Genomic DNA, 18,040 nt, shown 5'->3' with positions numbered 1-18,040 from the left:
ATCTGGTTGAATGAGCCCTTCGCAAGAGGAGGTGCGGGTGGCCGTGCGACGAGGGCGACCGCGGGACGAGGCTGCGAGGTCGCGTGTCGTGCAAGCAGCGATCGAGCTGTTCGAGCGCCAGGGATATGTGGCGACGACCGTGGGCGACATCGCGGCTGCGGCACAGACGGCCGTGCAGACGGTGTACTCGGCCTACGGCTCGAAAGTCGGAGTGCTGGCTGCGGCTCACGACGTCGCCCTCGCGGGGGACGAAGAGCCGGTGCCGATCGCGGAGAGGGAGTGGTTCCGAGCCCTGGCCGAGGCATCGACCGCTGCCGAGGCGTGGCGGTGTGCCCTCGAGCAGATGCAGATGTCGACCGCGCGGGTCGCTCCGATCTACACCGCCATGATGGCTGCCGAGGCGGACCCCGACGTCGCCGCGCTGATGCGCTCGTTGCGGGCGCAGCGAGCGGAGTTCAGTCGGCTGCTCGTCGACCAGGTCGCGGGGCGCCCCGGAGGCGAGCAGGTCGACCGCGCTCGGGTGGCTGACCTCGTCTACGCAACCGAGTCCGTCGAGAGCTACTCGCTGCTGGTGACCCAGTGCGGTTGGTCCCGAGAACAATGGCGCGACTGGGTCCACGACCTGGTCGCGCTGGAGCTTCGCCGCGACGCCGGCCGGCCGCAGGACGCCGACTAGCGTGCAACCCGTGGAGTTCACCGGATTTCCGGTCGCCGCGCTCGACTTCTACGACGACCTCGAGGTCGACAACACCAAGTCGTTCTGGGAGGCCCACAAGGCCGTCTACGCCGACCAGGTCCGCGCGCCGATGGTGGCGCTGACCGACGCGCTGGCCCAGGAGTTCGGCGAGGCGAAGGTGTTCCGGCCCTACCGCGACGTGCGGTTCGCGAAGGACAAGACGCCGTACAAGACGCACCAGGGCGCGTTCGTGGGGGCGGCGCCGTCGACCGGGTGGTACGTCGAGGTGTCCGCTGCCGGCGTCCGGATCGGCGGCGGGACCTACCACGCAGCCGGTCCCGAGCTGGCTGCGATCCGCGAGGGCATCGCCGACGACCGGACCGGCAAGCTGCTCGAGCGGATCCTGCGGGACCTCGAGCGCGGCGGGTTCGACATCGCGGGGGACCAGCTGAAGACGTCCCCGCGGGGCTACGCCAAGGACCACCCGCGGATCGCGCTGCTGCGCCACAAGTCCCTGCTCGGGATGCGCTCCTACGGCTTCGAGCCGTACGTGCACACGGCCGAGCTGCTCGACCGGGTGCGCCAGGACTGGCGCCGGCTCCGGCCGCTGGTCAACTGGCTGGCCGAGCGGATCGAGGGCTGAACCTGACCCGCGCGGGCGAGGTCAGGGCAACGTGTAGGACGCCATCGTCCGCTCCGGCTCCCAGTACGCCTTCATCGACTTCACCCGGCCGCCGTCGTCGACGACGTACACCATGATCAGCTCGGTCACGGTGTAGCTGCCGTCGGGGAACGACGTCTTGATCCGGCCGATGTTGGCGCAGGTGCTGCTCTCGGGGTTGGCGAAGGAGTCGTGGATCTCGAACTCGAACCGCGCGATCGGCGCGATCGCCTTCTCCCAGAACGCCGAGATGCCCGCGTGGCCGTGGTGCCCGGCGCCCTCGGGGTCGAACATGGAGCGCCCGACGGGGTCCTCGAGCACGCAGTCCTCGGCATAGACGGTCAGCCACTCGTCCAGGTCGCCCTTGGCGACTGCCGAGTAGGAGCGCTGGGACGCGGCGCGGGCCGGGTGCGGGTCGTTCGGGGCGTTCCAGACGATCGCGTCGGAGGTGATCATGGGCCGATCCTACGACCAGAACTGGAACACGTTCTAGTGACGGACGTTACAGGTCCGCCTCATGTCCGGTTCGGGCGGCGTTCACGGAGCCGTCAGCCGGGTCCCGGACGCTGCTGGCATGGCCAAGAAGCGAAAGGTGTTCCTCCACGTCGGTCCGTCCGGCCCCGGGGACATCATCGAGGCGGCCCTGGTCCATCACCGCGACGCGCTCGTCGAGCTCGGGATCGACGCTCCCGCCAAGTCCGCGGACGAGACGTTCCTCGCCGCCGTCGAGGTCCTGCGCGAGCACAAGGCCTGGGGCTTCACCCGCAAGGAGGTCGAGGGGCAGTGGGCGACGTTGTGCCGGCGCGCCTGGAAGGGGAGCCAGACCGTCGTCCTCAGCCTGCCACTGCTCGCCGCCGCGACGCGGCCGGAGATCGACCTGCTGCTCGACGGCCTGGCCGGTCTCCAGGTCCATGTCGTCCTCACCCCCCGCCCCGACGAGGACGTCGACGCGATGGTCGACCGCTGGGGCGCTGCGGTCCGCAAGCCCGAGCGGCTGCACGTCGTCCGGCTCGAGGACCCCACCCCGAAGCGCGTCTGGAAAGCCTTCGGCAAGGTCGCGGGGTTCGGTACGGCGTCGCTCGGCCTCGCCGCCGTGCCCGAGCCGGTCAGCATCCGGCCGCTGACCTCCCTCGACGAGGCCCGCCGCGAGATCGAACGGCTGGCCCGGCGCAACCAGAGCCTGGAGCGCTGGCGGGACGAGAGCGACCGCAAGCGCAAGAAGCTGAAGAAGAGGCTCGGCTCGGTCGCCTGAGCGGGCTAGTGGGCCTTCCAGGCGTCCTCGTCGGCCGTGCGCTTGGTCACTGCCGGAGGCAGCTCGCCGTCGGCGAGCTGCTGGATCGAGACCTCCTCGAACACCTCGCGCAGCGAGCTCCGGGCCGCGATCCAGACGTGCTGGAGGACGTCGGCCGACTCGTTGTAACTGACGGCCTCGGGGCGCAGTCCGTAGACCGACACCAGGGGGCCGTCGACGGCCCGGATCACGTCGGCGACGGAGACGTCGGCCGCGGCACGGCCCATGCGCCACCCGCCTGACTGGCCGCGCTGGGACATCACGACGCCCGCCCGGCGCAGGTCGGCGAGGATCGCCTGGAGGAAGCCGTGGGGGATGTCCTGGAGTCGCCCCAGCTCCTCGGCGCTGACCGCACGTCCGTCCTCGCGGCCCGCCATCTCGATCAGGGCGCGGAGCGCGTAGTCGGACTTGGCGGAAACTCGCATGGGTCCAGTGTCTCAGATTTCTCGATCGAGTCACTTCACATGGGGGCTTGCTTGCCCGGAGCAAGCACCCCACGTATCATAAAGTTACTCGCGAGTAGGCCCCAGCGCCACTCGTGTCATCACCACTCACTCAATGAAGAAACGGTGGGACCGTGAGTCACTACAAGAGCAACCTGCGCGACATCCACTTCAACCTGTTCGAGCTCCTCGGGCGCCAGGAGATCCTGGGCGCCGGGCCGTTCGAGGAGATGGACGTCGACACCGCCAAGGAGATCCTCTCCGAGGTGGAGCGCATCTGTCGCGAGGACCTCGCGGCGTCCTTCGAGGACGGCGACCGCAACCCGCCGGTCTTCGACCCCAAGACCCACACCGCGCCCGTGCCGGCGTCGTTCAAGAAGAGCTACGACACCTGGATGGAGTCGGGCTTCTGGAGCCTGCAGACCCCCGAGGAGATCGGCGGCACCAACGCGCCGTCCTCGCTGGTCTGGGCGACCGCCGAGATGATCCTGGGCGCCAACACCCCGATCTGGATGTACGGCGCGGGCCCGTTCTTCGCGAAGGTCGTCTTCGAGAACGGCACCGAGCGCGACAAGCTGATCGCCCAGCACATCGTCGAGCGTCAGTGGGGCGCCACGATGGTGCTCACCGAGCCGGACGCCGGCTCGGACGTGGGCGCCGGCACGACGTACGCGACGCCCAACGAGGACGGCTCCTGGAACATCGTCGGGGTCAAGCGCTTCATCACCAGCGCCGAGTCCGACCTGCAGGAGAACATCATGCACCTCGTCCTCGCGCGCCCGAAGGGCGTCGAGGGCATCGGTGGGCCGGGCACGAAGGGCCTCTCGCTCTTCCTGGTGCCGAAGTACCACTTCGACCACGAGACCGGTGAGCTCACCGGTGAGCGCAACGGTGCCTACGTCACCAACGTCGAGCACAAGATGGGCATCAAGGTCTCCAACACCTGCGAGGTCACCTTCGGCGACCCGCAGATCGGCGGGGGAGAGCCGGCCAAGGGCTGGCTGCTCGGCGAGGTCCACGACGGCATCGCCCAGATGTTCGACGTCATCGAGAACGCCCGGATGATGGTGGGCACCAAGGCCATCTCGACGCTGTCGACGGGCTACCTCAACGCGCTGGAGTACGCCAAGGAGCGCGTCCAGGGCCCCGACCTCACCCAGGCCGCCGACAAGACCGCGCCGAAGGTGACGATCACCCACCACCCCGACGTGCGCCGCTCGCTCATGACCCAGAAGGCGTACGCCGAGGGCATGCGCTCGCTGGTGCTGTACACCGCGGCGGTGCAGGACCGGATCCAGCTGGCCGAGAAGGGCAGCGACGACTACAAGGCTGCCGCTGCGCTCAACGACCTGCTGCTGCCGATCGTGAAGGGCTACGGCTCCGAGCGCTCGTGGACCCTGCTCGGCACCGAGTCGCTGCAGACCCTGGGCGGCTCCGGCTTCCTGCAGGAGTACCCCATCGAGCAGTACGTCCGTGACGCCAAGATCGACACCCTCTACGAGGGCACCACCGCGATCCAGGGCATGGACTTCTTCTTCCGCAAGATCGTCAAGGACGGCGGCAAGGCGCTCGGCGACATCGCCAACCAGATCAAGGGGTTCGTGGAGGACGAGGCGGCCAACCCGCAGCTCAAGAACGAGCGGGCGCTGCTGGGCAAGGCCCTGGACGACGCCAACGCCCTGGTCGGCCACCTGGTCAACGACCTGATGAGCTCCGACGTGAACAGCGGCGGCGACCTCCGCAACATCTACAAGGTCGGCCTCAACACCAGCCGACTGCTGATGACGCTCGGCGACGTCGTCGTGGCGTGGCTGCTGCTGCGCAGCGCCGAGGTGGCCCTGGCCGCCCTCGCCGGCGACCCGGGCAGCGACAAGGCCTTCTACGAGGGCAAGGTCGCCGCGGCGCAGTTCTTCGCGGCCGAGGTGCTGCCGAAGATCAGCGCCGAGGTCGCGATCGCCCAGGCGACCGACCTGGCGATCATGGACCTCGACGAGGCGGCCTTCTGATTTGAATGGGCCGGGCGGTGTCGCAAATCGTGCGACACCGCCCGGCCCATCGCTTCGCACGGGCCAGGGGCGTCGCACGATGCGGGCTTCGCCCGCGTGCGCCACGCCGCCGGCCTCGCGGTTGACGTCGTCAGCGGTTGCGGCCCGCTGGCGGCAGGACGATAGGCGGCCCTGCTAGCGCAGGTGCGCGCGGGCGGCGGCGTGGACCGCCTCGGTGAGGCGGGCGAGGGCGGAGGAGTCGAGGCGCCAGCGCTGCCAGAAGAGGGGTACGTCCACGTGATCACGGCCGGGGAGCCGCACGAGCCGGCCCACCTCCAGGTCGGGGAGCAGCTGCGGCTCGGGCACCATGCACCAGCCGAGCCCCCGGCGGGCGGCCTCGTGGAAGTCGGTCGACGTCGGGACCCGGTGGACGGTCCGCGGCGTCACGCCGCGGGCGGCGAGCACGTCGTGCTGGAGGGTGTCCTTCTCGTTGAAGACCAGGACCGGCATCCGCTCCCAGTCCATGCCGCGCCCGCGGCGCCAGCGGTCGACGAACGCAGGGGCGGCGGCGGCGCCGTACCGCAGCACGCCGACGGGCTCCACCGCGCAGCCCTGGACCGGCGTCGGCTCGCTGGTCACGGCGGCCAGCGCGTCGCCGCTGCGGAGCAGCCCGGCGGAGTAGGCCTGGTCCTCGACCCGGAGCCGCAGCGCCACGCCGTCCCAGCCCGCCGCAGCGGAGAGCACGTCGCGGAACCACGTCGCGAGCGAGTCGGCGTTGACCGCGACCGGGAGGGTGAGGACGTGGTCGGCGGCGTCGACCTCGAGCCGCGCCTCGTCGTACAGGAGCCGGGTCTGCCGGCCGAGGCGGACGTACGCCGCACCGGCGGGCGTCGGCCGGCACGGTGACGTCCGGCTGACCAGGACCTGCCCGGCGATCGACTCGAGCGCACGGATCCGCTGGCTCACCGCGCTCGCGGTCACGTGCAGCGCCCGGGCGGCTGCCTCGAAGGAGCCGTGGTCGGCGATGGCGAGGAGCGCCTCGAGCTGGGCCGGCTGTGGCGTCATGAAGCAACGCTAAGGGATCCCAAGAAACATTCGCTGGTCTGAAGAGTGTTCCATCCCTACGGTCGAAGCGTGTCCACCGCTATCGCCGCCGGCCTGCTCACCGGTCTGTCCCTGATCGTCGCGATCGGGGCGCAGAACGCGTTCGTGCTGCGCCAGGGCATCGCGCGCGAGCACGTCGGCCCGGTGGTGGCGATCTGCGCGCTGTCCGACGCGGTCCTCATCGTCGGCGGCGTCACCGGCATCGGCAGCGTCGTGACGCACGCCGGGTGGGTGCTGGAGGTGGTGCGGTGGCTCGGCGTCGCGTTCCTGGCGGCGTACGGCGTCCTCTCCCTGGCCCGGGCTCGTCGCCCGGCCACCCTCGAGGCAGCCCGGAGCGGTGCCGCGTCCCGCGGCGCGGCGATCGGTCGCGCGGTCGCGCTGACCTACCTCAACCCGCACGTCTACCTCGACACCGTGCTGCTGCTCGGCTCGATCGCCAACCAGCACGGACCCGCCGACCGGTGGTGGTTCGCCGGCGGTGCCGCCGTGGGGAGCGTCCTGTGGTTCACCGGCCTGGGGTACGGCGCGGGCCTCGGCCAGCGACTCCTCGCGACCCCGCGTGCCTGGCAGGTGCTCGACGTGCTCATCGGGGTGACGATGCTGGCGATCGCCCTCTCCCTGGCCGTTTCCTGATCTAGAGTCCGGCGCGTGCTCAATCGCGTGCGCCTCACCGTCGGCGCGCTCCTCGTCGCGGCGACCGTCGGGCTCGTGCCTGCGGCTGCGGCGGTGTACCCCGACCCCATCCTCACCACGGACCGGACCGGCGACCCCAGCGTCGTCACCACCCGCAACGGCAAGGTGATGGTGGCCACCGGGCCGCTGCTCCGCCGTGCTCGCTGGGACGCGGGCGAGGGGTGGCGCTGGATCCGGCCGGCGCTCCGCCGGCTTCCGCGCTGGGCGAAGGACGGCGACGTGTGGGCCGCGGACCTCGCCCGGGTCGGCGACCGATGGGTCCTCTACTACGCGGCGCCCGTCCGCGGGCTCGGCAAGGGGCGCCGGTGCATCGGGGTCGCGACCGCGCCCACGGCGTACGACGCCTTCCGGCCGGTCGACGAGCGCCCGCTGGTGTGCCACCGGCGGGCCGCCACACCACCCGCGCACGACACGGTGCCGAACGCGCCGGGCCTGCCGCGGCGGGGCGTGATCGACCCGTCGTACCTCGTGGGAGAGGACGGCACGCCGTACCTCCTCTACAAGACCGACGGTGTGCCCTCGTCGATCCGGATGCTGCCGCTCGGGCCGCGCGGCCTGGGTCCGGCCGCCGGCGCCACCAGCAGCGAGCTGGTGCGGGCGGACTGGGTGATGGAGAACCCGGTGATCCTGCGGCGGGGCGCGTTCTACCACCTGTTCACGTCCGAGGACATCTGGTCGAAGTGCAGCTATCGCACGGTCTGGCGCCGGTCGGCCGACCTCGCCACCTGGCCGCTGCGGCCGCGTCGGGTGCTGCTCTCGCGGGTCACGACGGGCGGGCTCTGCGGTCCCGGTGGTGCCGACGTCCTCGTCGTCGACGGGACGCCGTTGATGTACTTCCACGGCTGGGTGCGCAACGGGACGACCGTCCCGCCGGACCCGCCGTTCGTGGCCGGCGAACGCGGCCCGGCCGCGCAACGCGTGCTCTACGGCGCCAAGCTCCGGTTCCGGGACGACGTGCCCTCGATCGCCCGTTACCTGACCCGCTGAGCCGCCTGAGCCCGTTGAGATGGCCTGAGGGCGGCGGCGGGGCGTCGTTACGATCGCCTGCATGAGCGATGCCGAGCGGCTGGCGACCTACGTCGAGACCTGGTGGCAGGCGATCGGTGACTTCACCGCCCTGCTGGACTCCCTGCCCGAGGACGCCTGGGCGCTCCCCACGGACCTGCCCGGCTGGGACGTCAAGGCCGTCGCGTCCCACGTGGCGCACCTGGAGAGCCTCCTGGCCGGCGGACCGGACGAGACCGCCGACATCGGCGACCCCCCGCACGTGACCGGGCCGATGGGACAGTTCACCGAGGTCGGGGTCGTCACCCGCCGGGACCGGGAGCCGGCCTCGATCATCGAGGAGATCCGGAGCACGACGTCGGCGCGGCACGACGCGCTCGTCGCCGAACCGCCGACCGACCCGTCCGCACCTGCCCCCGGGATCTTCGGCCTCATCGGGTGGACCCAGCAGACGCTGCTCCGCAACCGGCCGCTCGACGTCTGGATGCATGAGCAGGACGTCCGCCGCGCGGTCGGCATCCCCGGTGGCATGGACAGTGCGGCCGCCCAGCACACGGCCGACTACCTCAGCGAGGCGTTCGGCTTCGTCGTCGGCAAGTTGGTCGCGCCGCCTGCCGGCACCACCGCAGTGCTGGCGGTCGCGGGCAGCCCGGTCGTCGCCGTCGAGGTGGACGAGTACGGTCGCGGGCAGCGGCTCGCCGAGGAGCCGGCAGAGCCCGGGGTGCGGCTGAGCATGGACCGCGAGACGTTCGTCGTGCTCGCCGGCGGCCGTCGGGACGCCGGGCCCGGCGCCGTCACCATCGAGGGCGACGCCGCGCTGGGCGAGGCGATCGTCGCCCACCTGGGGACGACGCCATGAGCTGGAGCCCCGCCGACATGCCCGAACAGACGGGCCGCACCGTCCTCGTCACCGGGCCGACCATCGGTGGGCTCGGCCACTACACCGCGCTGGAGCTGGCCCGGCGAGGGGCCCGCGTCGTGCTCGCGGGACGGACCCCGGCGAAGGTCGAGGCGACCGTCGCCGAGATCCGGGCCCAGGTCCCGGACGCCGAGCTCGAGACGCTCCAGCTCGACCTGGCCAGCCTGGCCTCGGTCCGGCACGCCGCGGCAGCGGCCGCGCGGTTCGGCGCGATCGACGTGCTCGTCAACAACGCGGGCGTGATGGGGACGCCGTACTCCCGGACGGAGGACGACCTCGAGCAGCAGATGGCCACCAACCACTTCGGCCCGTTCCTGCTGACCGGGCTGCTGCTGCCGCAGCTGGCCGCGAGCGGCGACGGTCGTGTGGTCACGGTGTCGTCGCTGATGCACGCGACCGCCCGGACGGCGCCGCTCGGCGATCCTCGCCGGCCGCACGGCCGCTACCTCCGGTGGCCCGTCTACGGGCAGAGCAAGCTCGCGAACCTGCTGTTCACGGGCGAGCTCGAGCGTCGGCTGAAGGCGGCGGAGCTGCCGGTGCGCGCACTGGCGGCACACCCCGGCTTCGCGGGCACCCACCTGGCGGCCAACGGCCAGTACGGCCGCGCGAGCGGCGGCATCGCGTCGATCCTCGACGCCACGATCAAGGCGGTCTCGCAGTCGGCCGAGGCCGGCGCCTGGCCGTCGCTGATGGCCGCGACCGCTGACCTCCCGGGCGACACCTACGTCGGCCCGGGCGGCTTCCGCCAACTCGCCGGCCCCCCGCGCCCGGTCGGGCGGACCCGCCTCGCGCGGGACGAGGACGCCGCCCGCCGGCTGTGGGAGATCAGCGAGGAGACCGTGGGACTGGAGTACCCCTAGGCGCGGAGGGTCAGCGCGGCTCCAGGTGTGGTGGCAGGCCGAACCACGCGAAGACGTCGCTCTCGAAGGTCGTGATCTCGGCGACCTTGCCGTCCTCGACGCGCAGCACGTCCATCGCGAAGGCTTCGTAGGTCGGTGCTCCGGGCCGGCGGAGGTACATCGCGACGGCCGGTTGGCCGTTGGCCGTCGTGGTCCGGCACCTCCACTCGGTGTAGTCGCCCTGGCCGAAGCCGCCCTCGATCCAGCCCTGGACGGTCTCGTCGCGCCCGACCCAGACCCCGGGCTGGGGCGGCATCGCGAACCGCAGGTCGGCGCGGAGCAGCGCGGTCAGGCCGTCGATGTCGAGCGTCTCGTGGGCGCGGACGTACGCCGACACGAGCTGCCGCTCCTCCGCGCTCATGTCCTGCCTCGCTCGCGCGCTCCAGTCGAGCCGGCCGTCGGGCAGGTGGTCACGCATCGTGGCCCGGGCGCGCTGGAGGGCGCTGTTCGCGGACGCGAGGGAGAGCTCGAGGGTGTCGGCCGACTGCTGAGCCGGCCAGCCCAGCACGTCACGGAGGATCAGGACGGCCCGCTGCCGCGCGGGGAGGTGCTGGACGGCCACGATGAAAGCGAGCTCCACGGTCTCCTTGGCCACGGCCCGCTCGTGCGGATCCTCCGGCTGGTTGTCCGGCCACGGCTGCAGGTAGAGCACCTCGGTGCCCGATCCGCCCGCGCCCTGCAGCTCGACGGGGACCGGCGTGCGGTCCCGCCGCTTCTCGAGGAAGTCGAGGCAGGCGTTGGTGGCGATCCGGTAGAGCCAGGTGCGCAGCGACGCCCGCCCCTCGAACGACTCCCGCTTGGCCCACGCGCGCAGGAACGTCTCCTGGGTCAGGTCCTGGGCGTCCTCGTAGGACGCGAGCATCCGGTAGCAGTGCACCAGCAGCTCGCGGCGGTAGCGCTCGGTCAGCAACGCGAACCTGCCGGCATCGCCGCTGCGGGCCGCTCTCCTGAACTCGGCCTCGTCGGCGCCGGTCGGGCTGGTCGGGCGGGGGTCGGCTGTCTCCACGGTGTCTCCTACGGTCGCAGGGCTGTCACTTGATGTCGACGACCGAGAGTGCGAGATCTGAGCGGTCGGATGTGTCGGGGGCCGATCGAGGACCGATGAGCTTTGTCGGTGGCGACCGTCAATATGAAAGACGCGACGAGAGGACGATCCATGACCGAGCAGGCCAGCACCACCCCGAGGGCCGGGCGGCGTGAGTGGTGGGGCCTTGCCGTGATCGCGCTTGCCTGCGTGCTCTACGTGATGGACCTGACCGTCCTGCACCTCGCCGTGCCGGCGATCAGCGCCGACCTGCAGCCCAGCAGCACGCAGATGCTGTGGATCATCGACATCTACGGGTTCATGATCGCCGGGTCGCTGATCACGATGGGCAGCCTCGGTGACCGGATCGGCCGCCGTCGGCTCCTGCTGATCGGGGCCGCGGCGTTCGGGGTCACCTCGGTGCTCGCCGCGTTCTCCACGTCGCCGGAGATGCTGATCGTCACCCGTGCGCTGCTCGGAGTGTCGGGCGCGACGCTGGCACCGTCGACGCTCTCCCTGATCCGGAGCATGTTCCACGACCCCCGGCAGCGCACCACCGCGATCGGGATCTGGATCACGAGCTTCTCGGCGGGCGCTGCGATCGGGCCCGTGCTGGGTGGGGTGGTCCTGGAGTACTTCTGGTGGGGCGCGGTGTTCCTGCTCAACGTCCCGGTGATGGTCGCGCTGCTCGTGCTCGGGCCGCGGCTGCTGCCGGAGTACCGCGACCCTGACGCGGGCCGCGCCGACCTGCCCAGCGCCGCGTTGTCGTTGTCCGCCATGCTCGGGCTCGTCTACGGGCTCAAGCGGGCCGCGCAGGACGGGATGACGACTGCCGCGGTCGTCACCGCCCTGGCCGGGGTGGCACTGGCGATCGTCTTCATACGACGCCAGCGACGGCTGGTGGACCCGCTCATCGACCTGTCGCTGTTCCGGATCCCGGCGTTCAGCGCCGCGCTGGCGACGTACGGCATCGGGATCTTCGTCATCTTCGGCGGGTTCCTCTTCATCCCGCAGTACCTCCAGCTGGTGCTCGGCATGACGCCGCTCGAGGCCGGGCTGTGGACGCTGCCGTGGGCGCTGTCGTTCGTCGTGGGCTCCAACGTGACACCGGTGCTGGCCCGCCGGATCGACCCGACCTGGCTGATGGGCGGCGGCCTGGTGCTGGCTGCCCTCGGGTTCGGTCTGCTCCTCGGCATCGAGCCCGGTAGTGGGCTTCCGCTCATCGTCCTGGGGTCGGTCGCGTTCTCGCTCGGCATGTCGCCGGTCTTCACCCTCACCAACGACCTGATCATGGCGTCCGCGCCGCCCGAGCGGGCGGGGGCCGCGGCCGGTGTCTCCGAGACAGCGGCGGAGGTCGGTGGTGCCCTCGGCATCGCGGTGCTCGGCAGCATCGGCGTGGCGGTCTACCGCCGCGACGTCGACGACGCCCTTCCCGGCAGCCTTTCCTCCGAGCAGGGCGAGGCAGCCCGGGGCACGCTCGGCGGAGCCGTCGAGGTCGCGGAGGGGCTGCCCTCGGCGGCCGGGGAGGCGCTGGTGGCCGCCGCCGAGGCGGCCTTCACCACGGGTGTCCACCTCGGCGCGCTCATCGCAGCGGTCGCGTCGCTGGCCCTGGCCGCGTTCGTCCTCACCCGCGGCCGGGCCGGCCTGTTGAACGAGGAGCCGCAACCGGTCGACGAGCTGGTCGCCTGCGGCGACGACGGGCGGTCGTAGCGCTGCCCGAGGTGCAGCCGCACGTCACGGCGTCAGGCCGAGCTGGGCCAGCATCCCCGTCGCGTCGAAGTGGGCGTGCTCCTCGGTGATGCGGTCGTCCGGACCCAGGGTCCAGAAGATGCCCATGTCCACGGCGAAGGACCTGCCGGTCGCCGGGATCTCACCCTCGGGGCCGGGCATGGGACCCGTCATCGTGCCGGCGGCATGGACCTCCCACGCGATCGCCCCACTCGCGACGACCGGGTCGCCGGTGACGGTCCAGACCATGTCGGGGAACGCGCGCCGGAACGCCGCAGCGGTCGCGAGCACCGTGTCCCGCCCCTTGGTCGGCTCGGGCATCAGCGGATCCTCGAGGACGACGTCCTCTGCGTAGAAGGCGCCGAGCCCGGCTGAGTCTCCCGAGTTGTAGGTGTCGACGTACCTCTGGACCACGTCTGAGCCAGTCATCTCTCGCCTCCGGTCTCGAGCTGTGCGGACGTCCTCGAATCTGGTCCGAAGCGGTCCCGTCGTCCATGCCAGAAACCTGGCAATCTCGGCCGTCGCCTCGTTACCGTTGATGGCGTCGGAATCCGGAGGCCGCGATGGCGCGACTATCGATGGACGAAGCGGGCGGCCGTGTCCGCAGTCTCGCCCGCGCGGGCCTGGATGCCCACGCGTTCTTCGAGGCCGCCGGTGAGACCGTGGCCCGCGCCGTCCCGATCGGCGGAGCGCCGCCGTTCTGGAACACCGTCGACCCCTGGTCGCAGCTGATCACGAGCGTCCACTTCAGCGGCGACTGCTTCTTCGACGTCGGCGGCCAGATCGCGTGGGAGTACGCCGCCGACGACGTGAACAAGACCGCCGACGTCCTCGCCAGCGAGCGAGGCGTCCAGACCTTGCACGAGGTGACCGGCGGGCACCCGGAGCGCAGTCCCGTCTTCCGCGAGTACCTGCGACCGCAGGGCATCGACCAGGAGGTTGCCGTCGCGCTGCGCGCGAGGACGGGCGAGGCCTGGGGAACCCTGCGGCTCAACCGGTCACCCGGTCAGCCGGAGTTCAGCACCCACGAGCTCGCCTTCCTTCGCGCGCTCGCCCCTCATCTGGCCGAGGGCGTGCATCGCGCTCTGTTGCCGGGAGAGGCGCTGGAGCCCGACCTGCCGGACGCGTCCGGGTTGGTGATCCTGGGCGACGGTCTCGCGGTGGAGTCGGTCTCCGCGAACGCCCACCGATGGCTGGGCGAGCTGGCCGGTGACAGCGGCGGCATCCCGGTCGCGGTCCTGTCCGTCGCCGTTCGAGCCGGCAACGGGGACGAAGCCGCCGTCGTGCGGGTCCGGGCGGGCACGGGTCGGTGGTTCGTGCTCCACGGGACGTCGATGACAACTCCGTCAGGTCAGCGGGCCGCGGTGATCATCCAGCCGGCCGCACCTGCGCGGATCTCGTCCGTGCTGATGGCCGCCTACGGCCTCACTCGTCGGGAACGCGAGATCACGAGGCTGGTGCTGATGGGACGGTCCACGGCGATGATCGCCGACGAGCTGGTCCTTGCTCCGGTGACCGTCCAGCAGCACCTCAAGAGCATCTTCGACAAGACGGGGGTCCGCAGTCGCCGCGACCTGGTCTGTACGGTGTTCGACGGGCGGTCCCTCGACCAGCGGTGAGGCGAGCTCAGCGGCCGCGCGGGCCGTACTCCGGCCGCAACTTGTTGAACGCCGCCTCCCGGGCGGCCTTGGTGTTGCGCGCCGCGAGCAGGAAGGCCTGCTCGACGCGCTCGCGGGCGAAGGTACGACGCGGCGACGCGTGCCAGGTGTTGTTGAAGAGCCTCTTGGCGGCTGCCAGCGCGTCCGGCGACTTGGCGGCCAGCTCGGCGGCGAGCCGCTCGGCGCCGGCGGTCGGGTCGTTGTCGAGCGTGGTGACCAGGCCGAGCTCGGCGGCGCGGCTGCCGTCGAACACCTCTGCCGTCATGGTGAGCAGCTTGGCCCGGTCGATGCCGACCAGCTCGGCGATGCTCTGGATGCCTGACATGTCCGGGATCAGGCCCCACTTGCCCTCGAGTACCGACCAGCGCGAGTCCGGCGTCGCGATCCGGAAGTCCGCAGCCAGCGCGATCTGGAGACCGCCGCCGAGGCAGTGGCCGTGCACCGCCGCGATGACCGGAACAGGCACCCGGCGCCACGCCCAGCACGCCTCCTGGAACAGGTTCGTGCCGCGGAACGGCACCGGGACGAACGCCTTCGCGATCCCGGCCGGGTTCCGCATCACGCTCGCGAAGTCGAGGCCGGCGCAGAACGCGTCGCCCTCGCCGGCCACCACGACCGCGCGCAGGCTCTTGTCCTTGCGCAGGCCGTGGGCCGTCGCCGCGAGGTCGCGGAGGATCGGCAGGGTCAGTGCGTTGAGCTTCTCGGGTCGGTCCAGTCGCACGTGGGCGACGCCGTCCTCGATCCGGCAGGTCACGTTGCTCATGGAGCCAACCTTACCCGCAGGTAACTTAAGGCGGGAGGCCAACGCGGTCAGCGGTAGAAGCGGACCTCGTGGGTGCCCTCGCTGTAGGTCACCACGCCGCCCTGGACTCCCCAGGCGACGGCGTCGGAGTCGCGGAGGCCGATCCGGTACCGCTCCTCGGAGTGCTCGACGTCGTCGTACACCACCAGCTCGGAGCCGTCGACCTCGTAGACGTCGTCGGCGGTGGTGTCGGCGCCGTCGAACTCCTCCGGGCACTCCTCCGCCGTGGCCTCGCGGACGACCTCACCCGTGGCCGGGTCGAGGATCTCGCCGCCGAGGTCGTCGCAGGCCTGGACGGTGCCGTCGTCGAGCACGGTGAGCTCGATGGTCCCGTAGCCCGGTCCCTCCTGCCACCACTGCTGGCCCTCGGTGTCGTAGCCGGTGACGGCGGAGTCCTCCTCCAGGTCCCACTTGGTGGCGACGAGGACCATGTCGCCCACGGCGACCGCGTCGGTGGCGTCCCAGTCGTCCTCGATGGAGGTCGACCAGGCCACCGACGCGTCCGCCGGGATCGCCTTCACGGGTGCGCCGTCCACGGTCTCAGCGGACGGGTCCGCGTCCTCCTCGCACGCGCTCAGCGCGAGGACCAGTACGGCGAGGGCGAGCAACGGGGTGAGCGATCGGGGAGCCATGTCCCCAACGTTTCCAGCGCCGGTCCCGCCATGCGTCACTTCGACCGAAATGGTCCTCAGGGACGAGCAGCGGTCACGCCGCAGCGACGTACTTCTGCTGCGCCTTCGCCTTCATCTCCAGCGCCCGGGTGAGCACCCGGCGGGTCTTCCGGTCGCCGGTGGCCAGCTTGTAGAGCAGCTTCAGCTGGCTCGGCAGGTTGCGCTTGTTGGTGGTCTCCAGCCAGCCGTTCGGCAGCGACAGGCGGAAGACCTTGTGCCACGCGGAGTAGACCTGGGGCACCAGCGGGCGGCTGCAGTAGTTGAGGTCGTACTTCTCGAAGACGGCCTTCACCTTCGGCGCGACCTCGGCGTAGCGGTTGCTGGGCAGGTCCGGGAACAGGTGGTGCTCGATCTGGTGGGACAGGTTGCCCGTCATGATGTGCATCGCCTTGGAGCCCGAGATGTTGGCGGAGCCCAGCATCTGGCGGAGGTACCACTCGCCGCGGGTCTCCTTGTCGGGGATGGAGGCCAGCTCGAACGTCTCGACGCCCTCGGGGAAGTGACCGCACATGATCACCGAGTGCGACCACAGGTTGCGGACCAGGTTGGCCGTCGCGTTGGCGGCCAGCGTCGGCAGCAGCGAGCCGGTCGGGGCCGACAGCAGCGGGTGCACGACGTAGTCCTTGGTCGCCTGCCGGCGGATCTTGGCCAGGGTCTGCTTCGCGCGCCGCTGGAACTCGGGGTCCTTCATCCCGGCCGCCCGGTCGCCCTTCGGCTTGCGCAGGTTGCGGCCGAGGTCGAGGTCATACGCCGCGATGCCGTACTCGAAGATGCAGGCGTTGATGAAGTTCCACAGCGGCTGGACGAGGAAGCGCGGGTGCCAGCGCTGGTCCTCGTCCACGCGCATGATGCCGTAGCCGAGGTCGTTGTCCTTGCCGACGATGTTCGTGTAGGTGTGGTGGATCTGGTTGTGCGAGTGCTTCCAGCCCTCCGAGGGGGAGGCGTTGTCCCACTCCCAGCTCGTCGAGTGGATCTTGGGGTCGCGCATCCAGTCCCACTGCCCGTGCATGACGTTGTGGCCGATCTCCATGTTCTCGAGGATCTTGGCCACCGACAGGCCGGCCGTGCCGACCAGCCAGGCCGGCGGGAGCGCGCTGAAGAGGAGCACGGCGCGCGAGCCCAGCTCGAGCTTGCGCTGGACGTCGACCATCGTGCGGATGTAGCGCGCGTCGCGCTCGCCGCGGGAGTCGAGCACCTCCTGGCGGATCGCGTCGAGCTCGGCGCCGATCGCCTCGATGTCCTCGGGCGTGAGGTGGGCGGTGGGGTTCTGCTGCTTGCGGGTGATCGTGGTCATGGAGCTCCTCAGATCAGTGGTCGAGGTGGCAGTCGCCGGCAGCGGCGCTGATGCAGGTCTGGATCTTCACGCCGCCCGGGGCGGTCTCCCCGGGGACGGCGACGGTGATCTCACCGTTGCGGAGGTCACGGACGGCGCCCTCCTTCATCGGAAGCACGCAGCCCATGCAGATGCCCATCCGGCAGCCGCTGGGCATGAGGACGCCGGCCGACTCGGCGGCGTCGAGGATCGGGGTCGCCCCGTCGGCGTCGACGACGGTGCCGTCGGCGAACGCGACGGTCCCACCCTCGCCGGCTGCGCCGTCGGGGGCGAGCAGTGCGGGACGGAACCGCTCGGTGTTGAGCGACAGCCCGCGCTCGTCGTACCACTCCTCGAGGGCGTCGAGCAGGCCGCTCGGCCCGCAGGCGTACGCCGCGCGGAGGCCGATGTCGGGCACGAGGGACTCGAGGCGGGCCAGGTCGAGCAGCCCGTCGCGGTCGTCGAAGTGCTCGATCAGCCGGAGGTGCCCGGCCGCGGCGTGGGCGCGGAGCTCGTCCTTGAAGATCGAGTGCGGCTCGGCCTGGTTGACGTGGACGAGGGTGATGTCGACGTCGGGCCGGTGAGCCTTCGAGAAGAGGTTGCGCAGCATGCCGATGACCGGGGTGATGCCGGAGCCGGCGGTCACCATCAACAGCTGCTGCGGGATCGGCATCGGGAGCACGAAGTCACCGGCGGCCTGCTGGAGGTGCACCAGCTGGCCGGGGCGGGCCTCGTGCACGAGGTGGTGGGAGACGACGCCGCCGGGGATCGCCTTGACGGTGATGCTGATGTTGCCGTCGGCGCGCGGGCCGTGGGTCAGCGAGTAGCAGCGCCACAGCCGGACGCCGTCGACGTCGACGCCGACCTGGACGTACTGGCCGGGCTCGTGGCCGAACCAGTCGCGACCGGGCTTGATGACGATCGTCGCCGCGTCGGCCGTCTCGGGCTCGACGGAGACGATCTTGCCGCGCAGGTCGGTGCCCGAGCGCAGCGGGTGGAAGCTGTCGAGGACGTCGTCGATGGAGAGGGGGGTCACGGCAGCGTCGGCGACGGCACGCAGGCGGCGGCGCAGCCGGCCGCGCTGGGCGCTCCGGACCAGGAAGGGGGCAGAGAAGCTGGTCGAACTCACAACACTCAGACTTCCTGATCCCCGCGGTAGAGTCATGACA

The 18,040-nt window shown here is 71.2% G+C and carries 19 protein-coding genes; 10 read left to right on the top strand and 9 right to left on the bottom strand.

Going from position 1 to position 18,040, the window contains the following annotated elements:
- Positions 1-88 precede the first annotated feature (88 nt).
- Together F0U47_RS09310 and F0U47_RS09305 are read left to right on the top strand one after the other, a co-directional pair.
- The gene (locus F0U47_RS09310) at positions 89-676 is read left to right on the top strand and encodes a TetR/AcrR family transcriptional regulator (protein WP_188111243.1); all 588 of its coding nucleotides are present in this window, start codon (positions 89-91) and stop codon (positions 674-676) included.
- A gap of 10 nt (positions 677-686) precedes the next feature.
- Entirely contained in the window at positions 687-1,319 is a 633-nt protein-coding gene (locus F0U47_RS09305) for a DUF2461 domain-containing protein (protein ID WP_149749997.1), read from the top strand.
- 21 nt (positions 1,320-1,340) lie between these two features.
- Here the strand turns inward: F0U47_RS09305 and F0U47_RS09300 are convergent, their stop codons facing one another.
- A complete protein-coding gene (locus tag F0U47_RS09300; RefSeq protein ID WP_149749996.1) occupies positions 1,341-1,793 on the bottom strand; it encodes a nuclear transport factor 2 family protein in 453 nt (150 codons plus the stop codon).
- Between the two features lie 118 nt (positions 1,794-1,911).
- On the opposite strand from F0U47_RS09300, the gene F0U47_RS09295 reads away from it, so the two are divergent.
- Positions 1,912-2,589: a hypothetical protein gene (locus tag F0U47_RS09295; RefSeq protein WP_149749995.1), complete on the top strand. Its 678-nt coding sequence runs from the start codon at positions 1,912-1,914 to the stop codon at positions 2,587-2,589.
- A gap of 5 nt (positions 2,590-2,594) precedes the next feature.
- Here the strand turns inward: F0U47_RS09295 and F0U47_RS09290 are convergent, their stop codons facing one another.
- On the bottom strand, positions 2,595-3,053 hold the full coding sequence (locus F0U47_RS09290) for an RrF2 family transcriptional regulator (RefSeq protein WP_149749994.1): 459 nt from the start codon (positions 3,051-3,053) through the stop codon (positions 2,595-2,597).
- A gap of 152 nt (positions 3,054-3,205) precedes the next feature.
- On the opposite strand from F0U47_RS09290, the gene F0U47_RS09285 reads away from it, so the two are divergent.
- Positions 3,206-5,077, top strand: a complete 1,872-nt coding sequence (locus tag F0U47_RS09285) for an acyl-CoA dehydrogenase (RefSeq protein WP_149749993.1) — start codon at positions 3,206-3,208, stop codon at positions 5,075-5,077.
- Between the two features lie 174 nt (positions 5,078-5,251).
- Here the strand turns inward: F0U47_RS09285 and F0U47_RS09280 are convergent, their stop codons facing one another.
- The gene (locus F0U47_RS09280; RefSeq protein WP_149749992.1) at positions 5,252-6,121 is read right to left on the bottom strand and encodes a LysR family transcriptional regulator ArgP; all 870 of its coding nucleotides are present in this window, start codon (positions 6,119-6,121) and stop codon (positions 5,252-5,254) included.
- Positions 6,122-6,190: 69 nt separating this feature from the next.
- Here F0U47_RS09280 and F0U47_RS09275 point away from each other — a divergent pair, with 69 nt between their 5' ends.
- The 4 genes from F0U47_RS09275 (at position 6,191) to F0U47_RS09260 (ending at position 9,637) form a co-directional block, all read left to right on the top strand.
- Positions 6,191-6,793: a LysE/ArgO family amino acid transporter gene (locus F0U47_RS09275; RefSeq protein ID WP_149749991.1), complete on the top strand. Its 603-nt coding sequence runs from the start codon at positions 6,191-6,193 to the stop codon at positions 6,791-6,793.
- Between the two features lie 15 nt (positions 6,794-6,808).
- Positions 6,809-7,840: a family 43 glycosylhydrolase gene (locus F0U47_RS09270; RefSeq protein ID WP_149749990.1), complete on the top strand. Its 1,032-nt coding sequence runs from the start codon at positions 6,809-6,811 to the stop codon at positions 7,838-7,840.
- Between the two features lie 61 nt (positions 7,841-7,901).
- Entirely contained in the window at positions 7,902-8,717 is an 816-nt protein-coding gene (locus tag F0U47_RS09265; RefSeq protein WP_149749989.1) for a maleylpyruvate isomerase family mycothiol-dependent enzyme, read from the top strand.
- Entirely contained in the window at positions 8,714-9,637 is a 924-nt protein-coding gene (locus F0U47_RS09260; RefSeq protein WP_149749988.1) for an oxidoreductase, read from the top strand. Before F0U47_RS09265 ends, F0U47_RS09260 begins: the two co-directional genes overlap by 4 nt.
- A gap of 10 nt (positions 9,638-9,647) precedes the next feature.
- Here F0U47_RS09260 and F0U47_RS09255 read toward each other — a convergent pair whose 3' ends face one another.
- The gene (locus tag F0U47_RS09255) at positions 9,648-10,682 is read right to left on the bottom strand and encodes an RNA polymerase subunit sigma-70 (RefSeq protein WP_149749987.1); all 1,035 of its coding nucleotides are present in this window, start codon (positions 10,680-10,682) and stop codon (positions 9,648-9,650) included.
- A 123-nt stretch (positions 10,683-10,805) separates the two neighbouring features.
- Here F0U47_RS09255 and F0U47_RS09250 point away from each other — a divergent pair, with 123 nt between their 5' ends.
- Positions 10,806-12,410 (top strand): MFS transporter, encoded by a 1,605-nt coding sequence (locus F0U47_RS09250; protein ID WP_438362052.1) that lies wholly within the window; start codon positions 10,806-10,808, stop codon positions 12,408-12,410.
- Positions 12,411-12,434: 24 nt separating this feature from the next.
- On the opposite strand, the gene F0U47_RS09245 is transcribed toward F0U47_RS09250, so the two are convergent.
- A complete protein-coding gene (locus F0U47_RS09245; protein WP_149749985.1) occupies positions 12,435-12,857 on the bottom strand; it encodes an ester cyclase in 423 nt (140 codons plus the stop codon).
- Between the two features lie 134 nt (positions 12,858-12,991).
- On the opposite strand from F0U47_RS09245, the gene F0U47_RS09240 reads away from it, so the two are divergent.
- On the top strand, positions 12,992-14,047 hold the full coding sequence (locus F0U47_RS09240; protein WP_149749984.1) for a response regulator transcription factor: 1,056 nt from the start codon (positions 12,992-12,994) through the stop codon (positions 14,045-14,047).
- A 7-nt stretch (positions 14,048-14,054) separates the two neighbouring features.
- Here the strand turns inward: F0U47_RS09240 and F0U47_RS09235 are convergent, their stop codons facing one another.
- The 4 genes from F0U47_RS09235 to F0U47_RS09225 all read right to left on the bottom strand — a co-directional run bounded on the left by F0U47_RS09235 (position 14,055) and on the right by F0U47_RS09225 (position 18,000).
- The gene (locus F0U47_RS09235) at positions 14,055-14,849 is read right to left on the bottom strand and encodes a crotonase/enoyl-CoA hydratase family protein (protein WP_149750566.1); all 795 of its coding nucleotides are present in this window, start codon (positions 14,847-14,849) and stop codon (positions 14,055-14,057) included.
- A 47-nt stretch (positions 14,850-14,896) separates the two neighbouring features.
- Positions 14,897-15,520, bottom strand: coding sequence for a hypothetical protein (locus tag F0U47_RS21095; protein ID WP_188111242.1), 624 nt, complete (start codon positions 15,518-15,520; stop codon positions 14,897-14,899).
- A 73-nt stretch (positions 15,521-15,593) separates the two neighbouring features.
- Positions 15,594-16,853, bottom strand: coding sequence for a fatty acid desaturase family protein (locus F0U47_RS09230; RefSeq protein WP_149749983.1), 1,260 nt, complete (start codon positions 16,851-16,853; stop codon positions 15,594-15,596).
- 13 nt (positions 16,854-16,866) lie between these two features.
- On the bottom strand, positions 16,867-18,000 hold the full coding sequence (locus tag F0U47_RS09225; RefSeq protein WP_246159538.1) for a ferredoxin reductase: 1,134 nt from the start codon (positions 17,998-18,000) through the stop codon (positions 16,867-16,869).
- Positions 18,001-18,040: the final 40 nt, after the last annotated feature.

It is taken from the genome of Nocardioides antri, assembly GCF_008373765.1.
Classification (GTDB): Bacteria; Actinomycetota; Actinomycetes; order Propionibacteriales; family Nocardioidaceae; genus Nocardioides; species Nocardioides antri.
Note: the sequence above shows the minus strand (reverse complement) of the source record. Positions and strands in the feature narration are given on the sequence as shown.

Excerpts from the sequence above, each read along its gene's own strand:
- F0U47_RS09300 (WP_149749996.1), bottom strand. The coding sequence starts at position 1,793 with ATGATCACCTCCGACGCGATCGTCTGGAACGCCCCGAACGACCCGCAC.
- F0U47_RS09295 (WP_149749995.1), top strand. The coding sequence starts at position 1,912 with ATGGCCAAGAAGCGAAAGGTGTTCCTCCACGTCGGTCCGTCCGGCCCC.
- F0U47_RS09290 (WP_149749994.1), bottom strand. The coding sequence starts at position 3,053 with ATGCGAGTTTCCGCCAAGTCCGACTACGCGCTCCGCGCCCTGATCGAG.
- F0U47_RS09280 (WP_149749992.1), bottom strand. The coding sequence starts at position 6,121 with ATGACGCCACAGCCGGCCCAGCTCGAGGCGCTCCTCGCCATCGCCGAC.
- F0U47_RS09265 (WP_149749989.1), top strand. The coding sequence starts at position 7,902 with ATGAGCGATGCCGAGCGGCTGGCGACCTACGTCGAGACCTGGTGGCAG.
- F0U47_RS09260 (WP_149749988.1), top strand. The coding sequence starts at position 8,714 with ATGAGCTGGAGCCCCGCCGACATGCCCGAACAGACGGGCCGCACCGTC.
- F0U47_RS09250 (WP_438362052.1), top strand. The coding sequence starts at position 10,806 with ATGAAAGACGCGACGAGAGGACGATCCATGACCGAGCAGGCCAGCACC.
- F0U47_RS09245 (WP_149749985.1), bottom strand. The coding sequence starts at position 12,857 with ATGACTGGCTCAGACGTGGTCCAGAGGTACGTCGACACCTACAACTCG.
- F0U47_RS09240 (WP_149749984.1), top strand. The coding sequence starts at position 12,992 with ATGGCGCGACTATCGATGGACGAAGCGGGCGGCCGTGTCCGCAGTCTC.
- F0U47_RS09235 (WP_149750566.1), bottom strand. The coding sequence starts at position 14,849 with ATGAGCAACGTGACCTGCCGGATCGAGGACGGCGTCGCCCACGTGCGA.
- F0U47_RS21095 (WP_188111242.1), bottom strand. The coding sequence starts at position 15,520 with ATGGCTCCCCGATCGCTCACCCCGTTGCTCGCCCTCGCCGTACTGGTC.
- F0U47_RS09230 (WP_149749983.1), bottom strand. The coding sequence starts at position 16,853 with ATGACCACGATCACCCGCAAGCAGCAGAACCCCACCGCCCACCTCACG.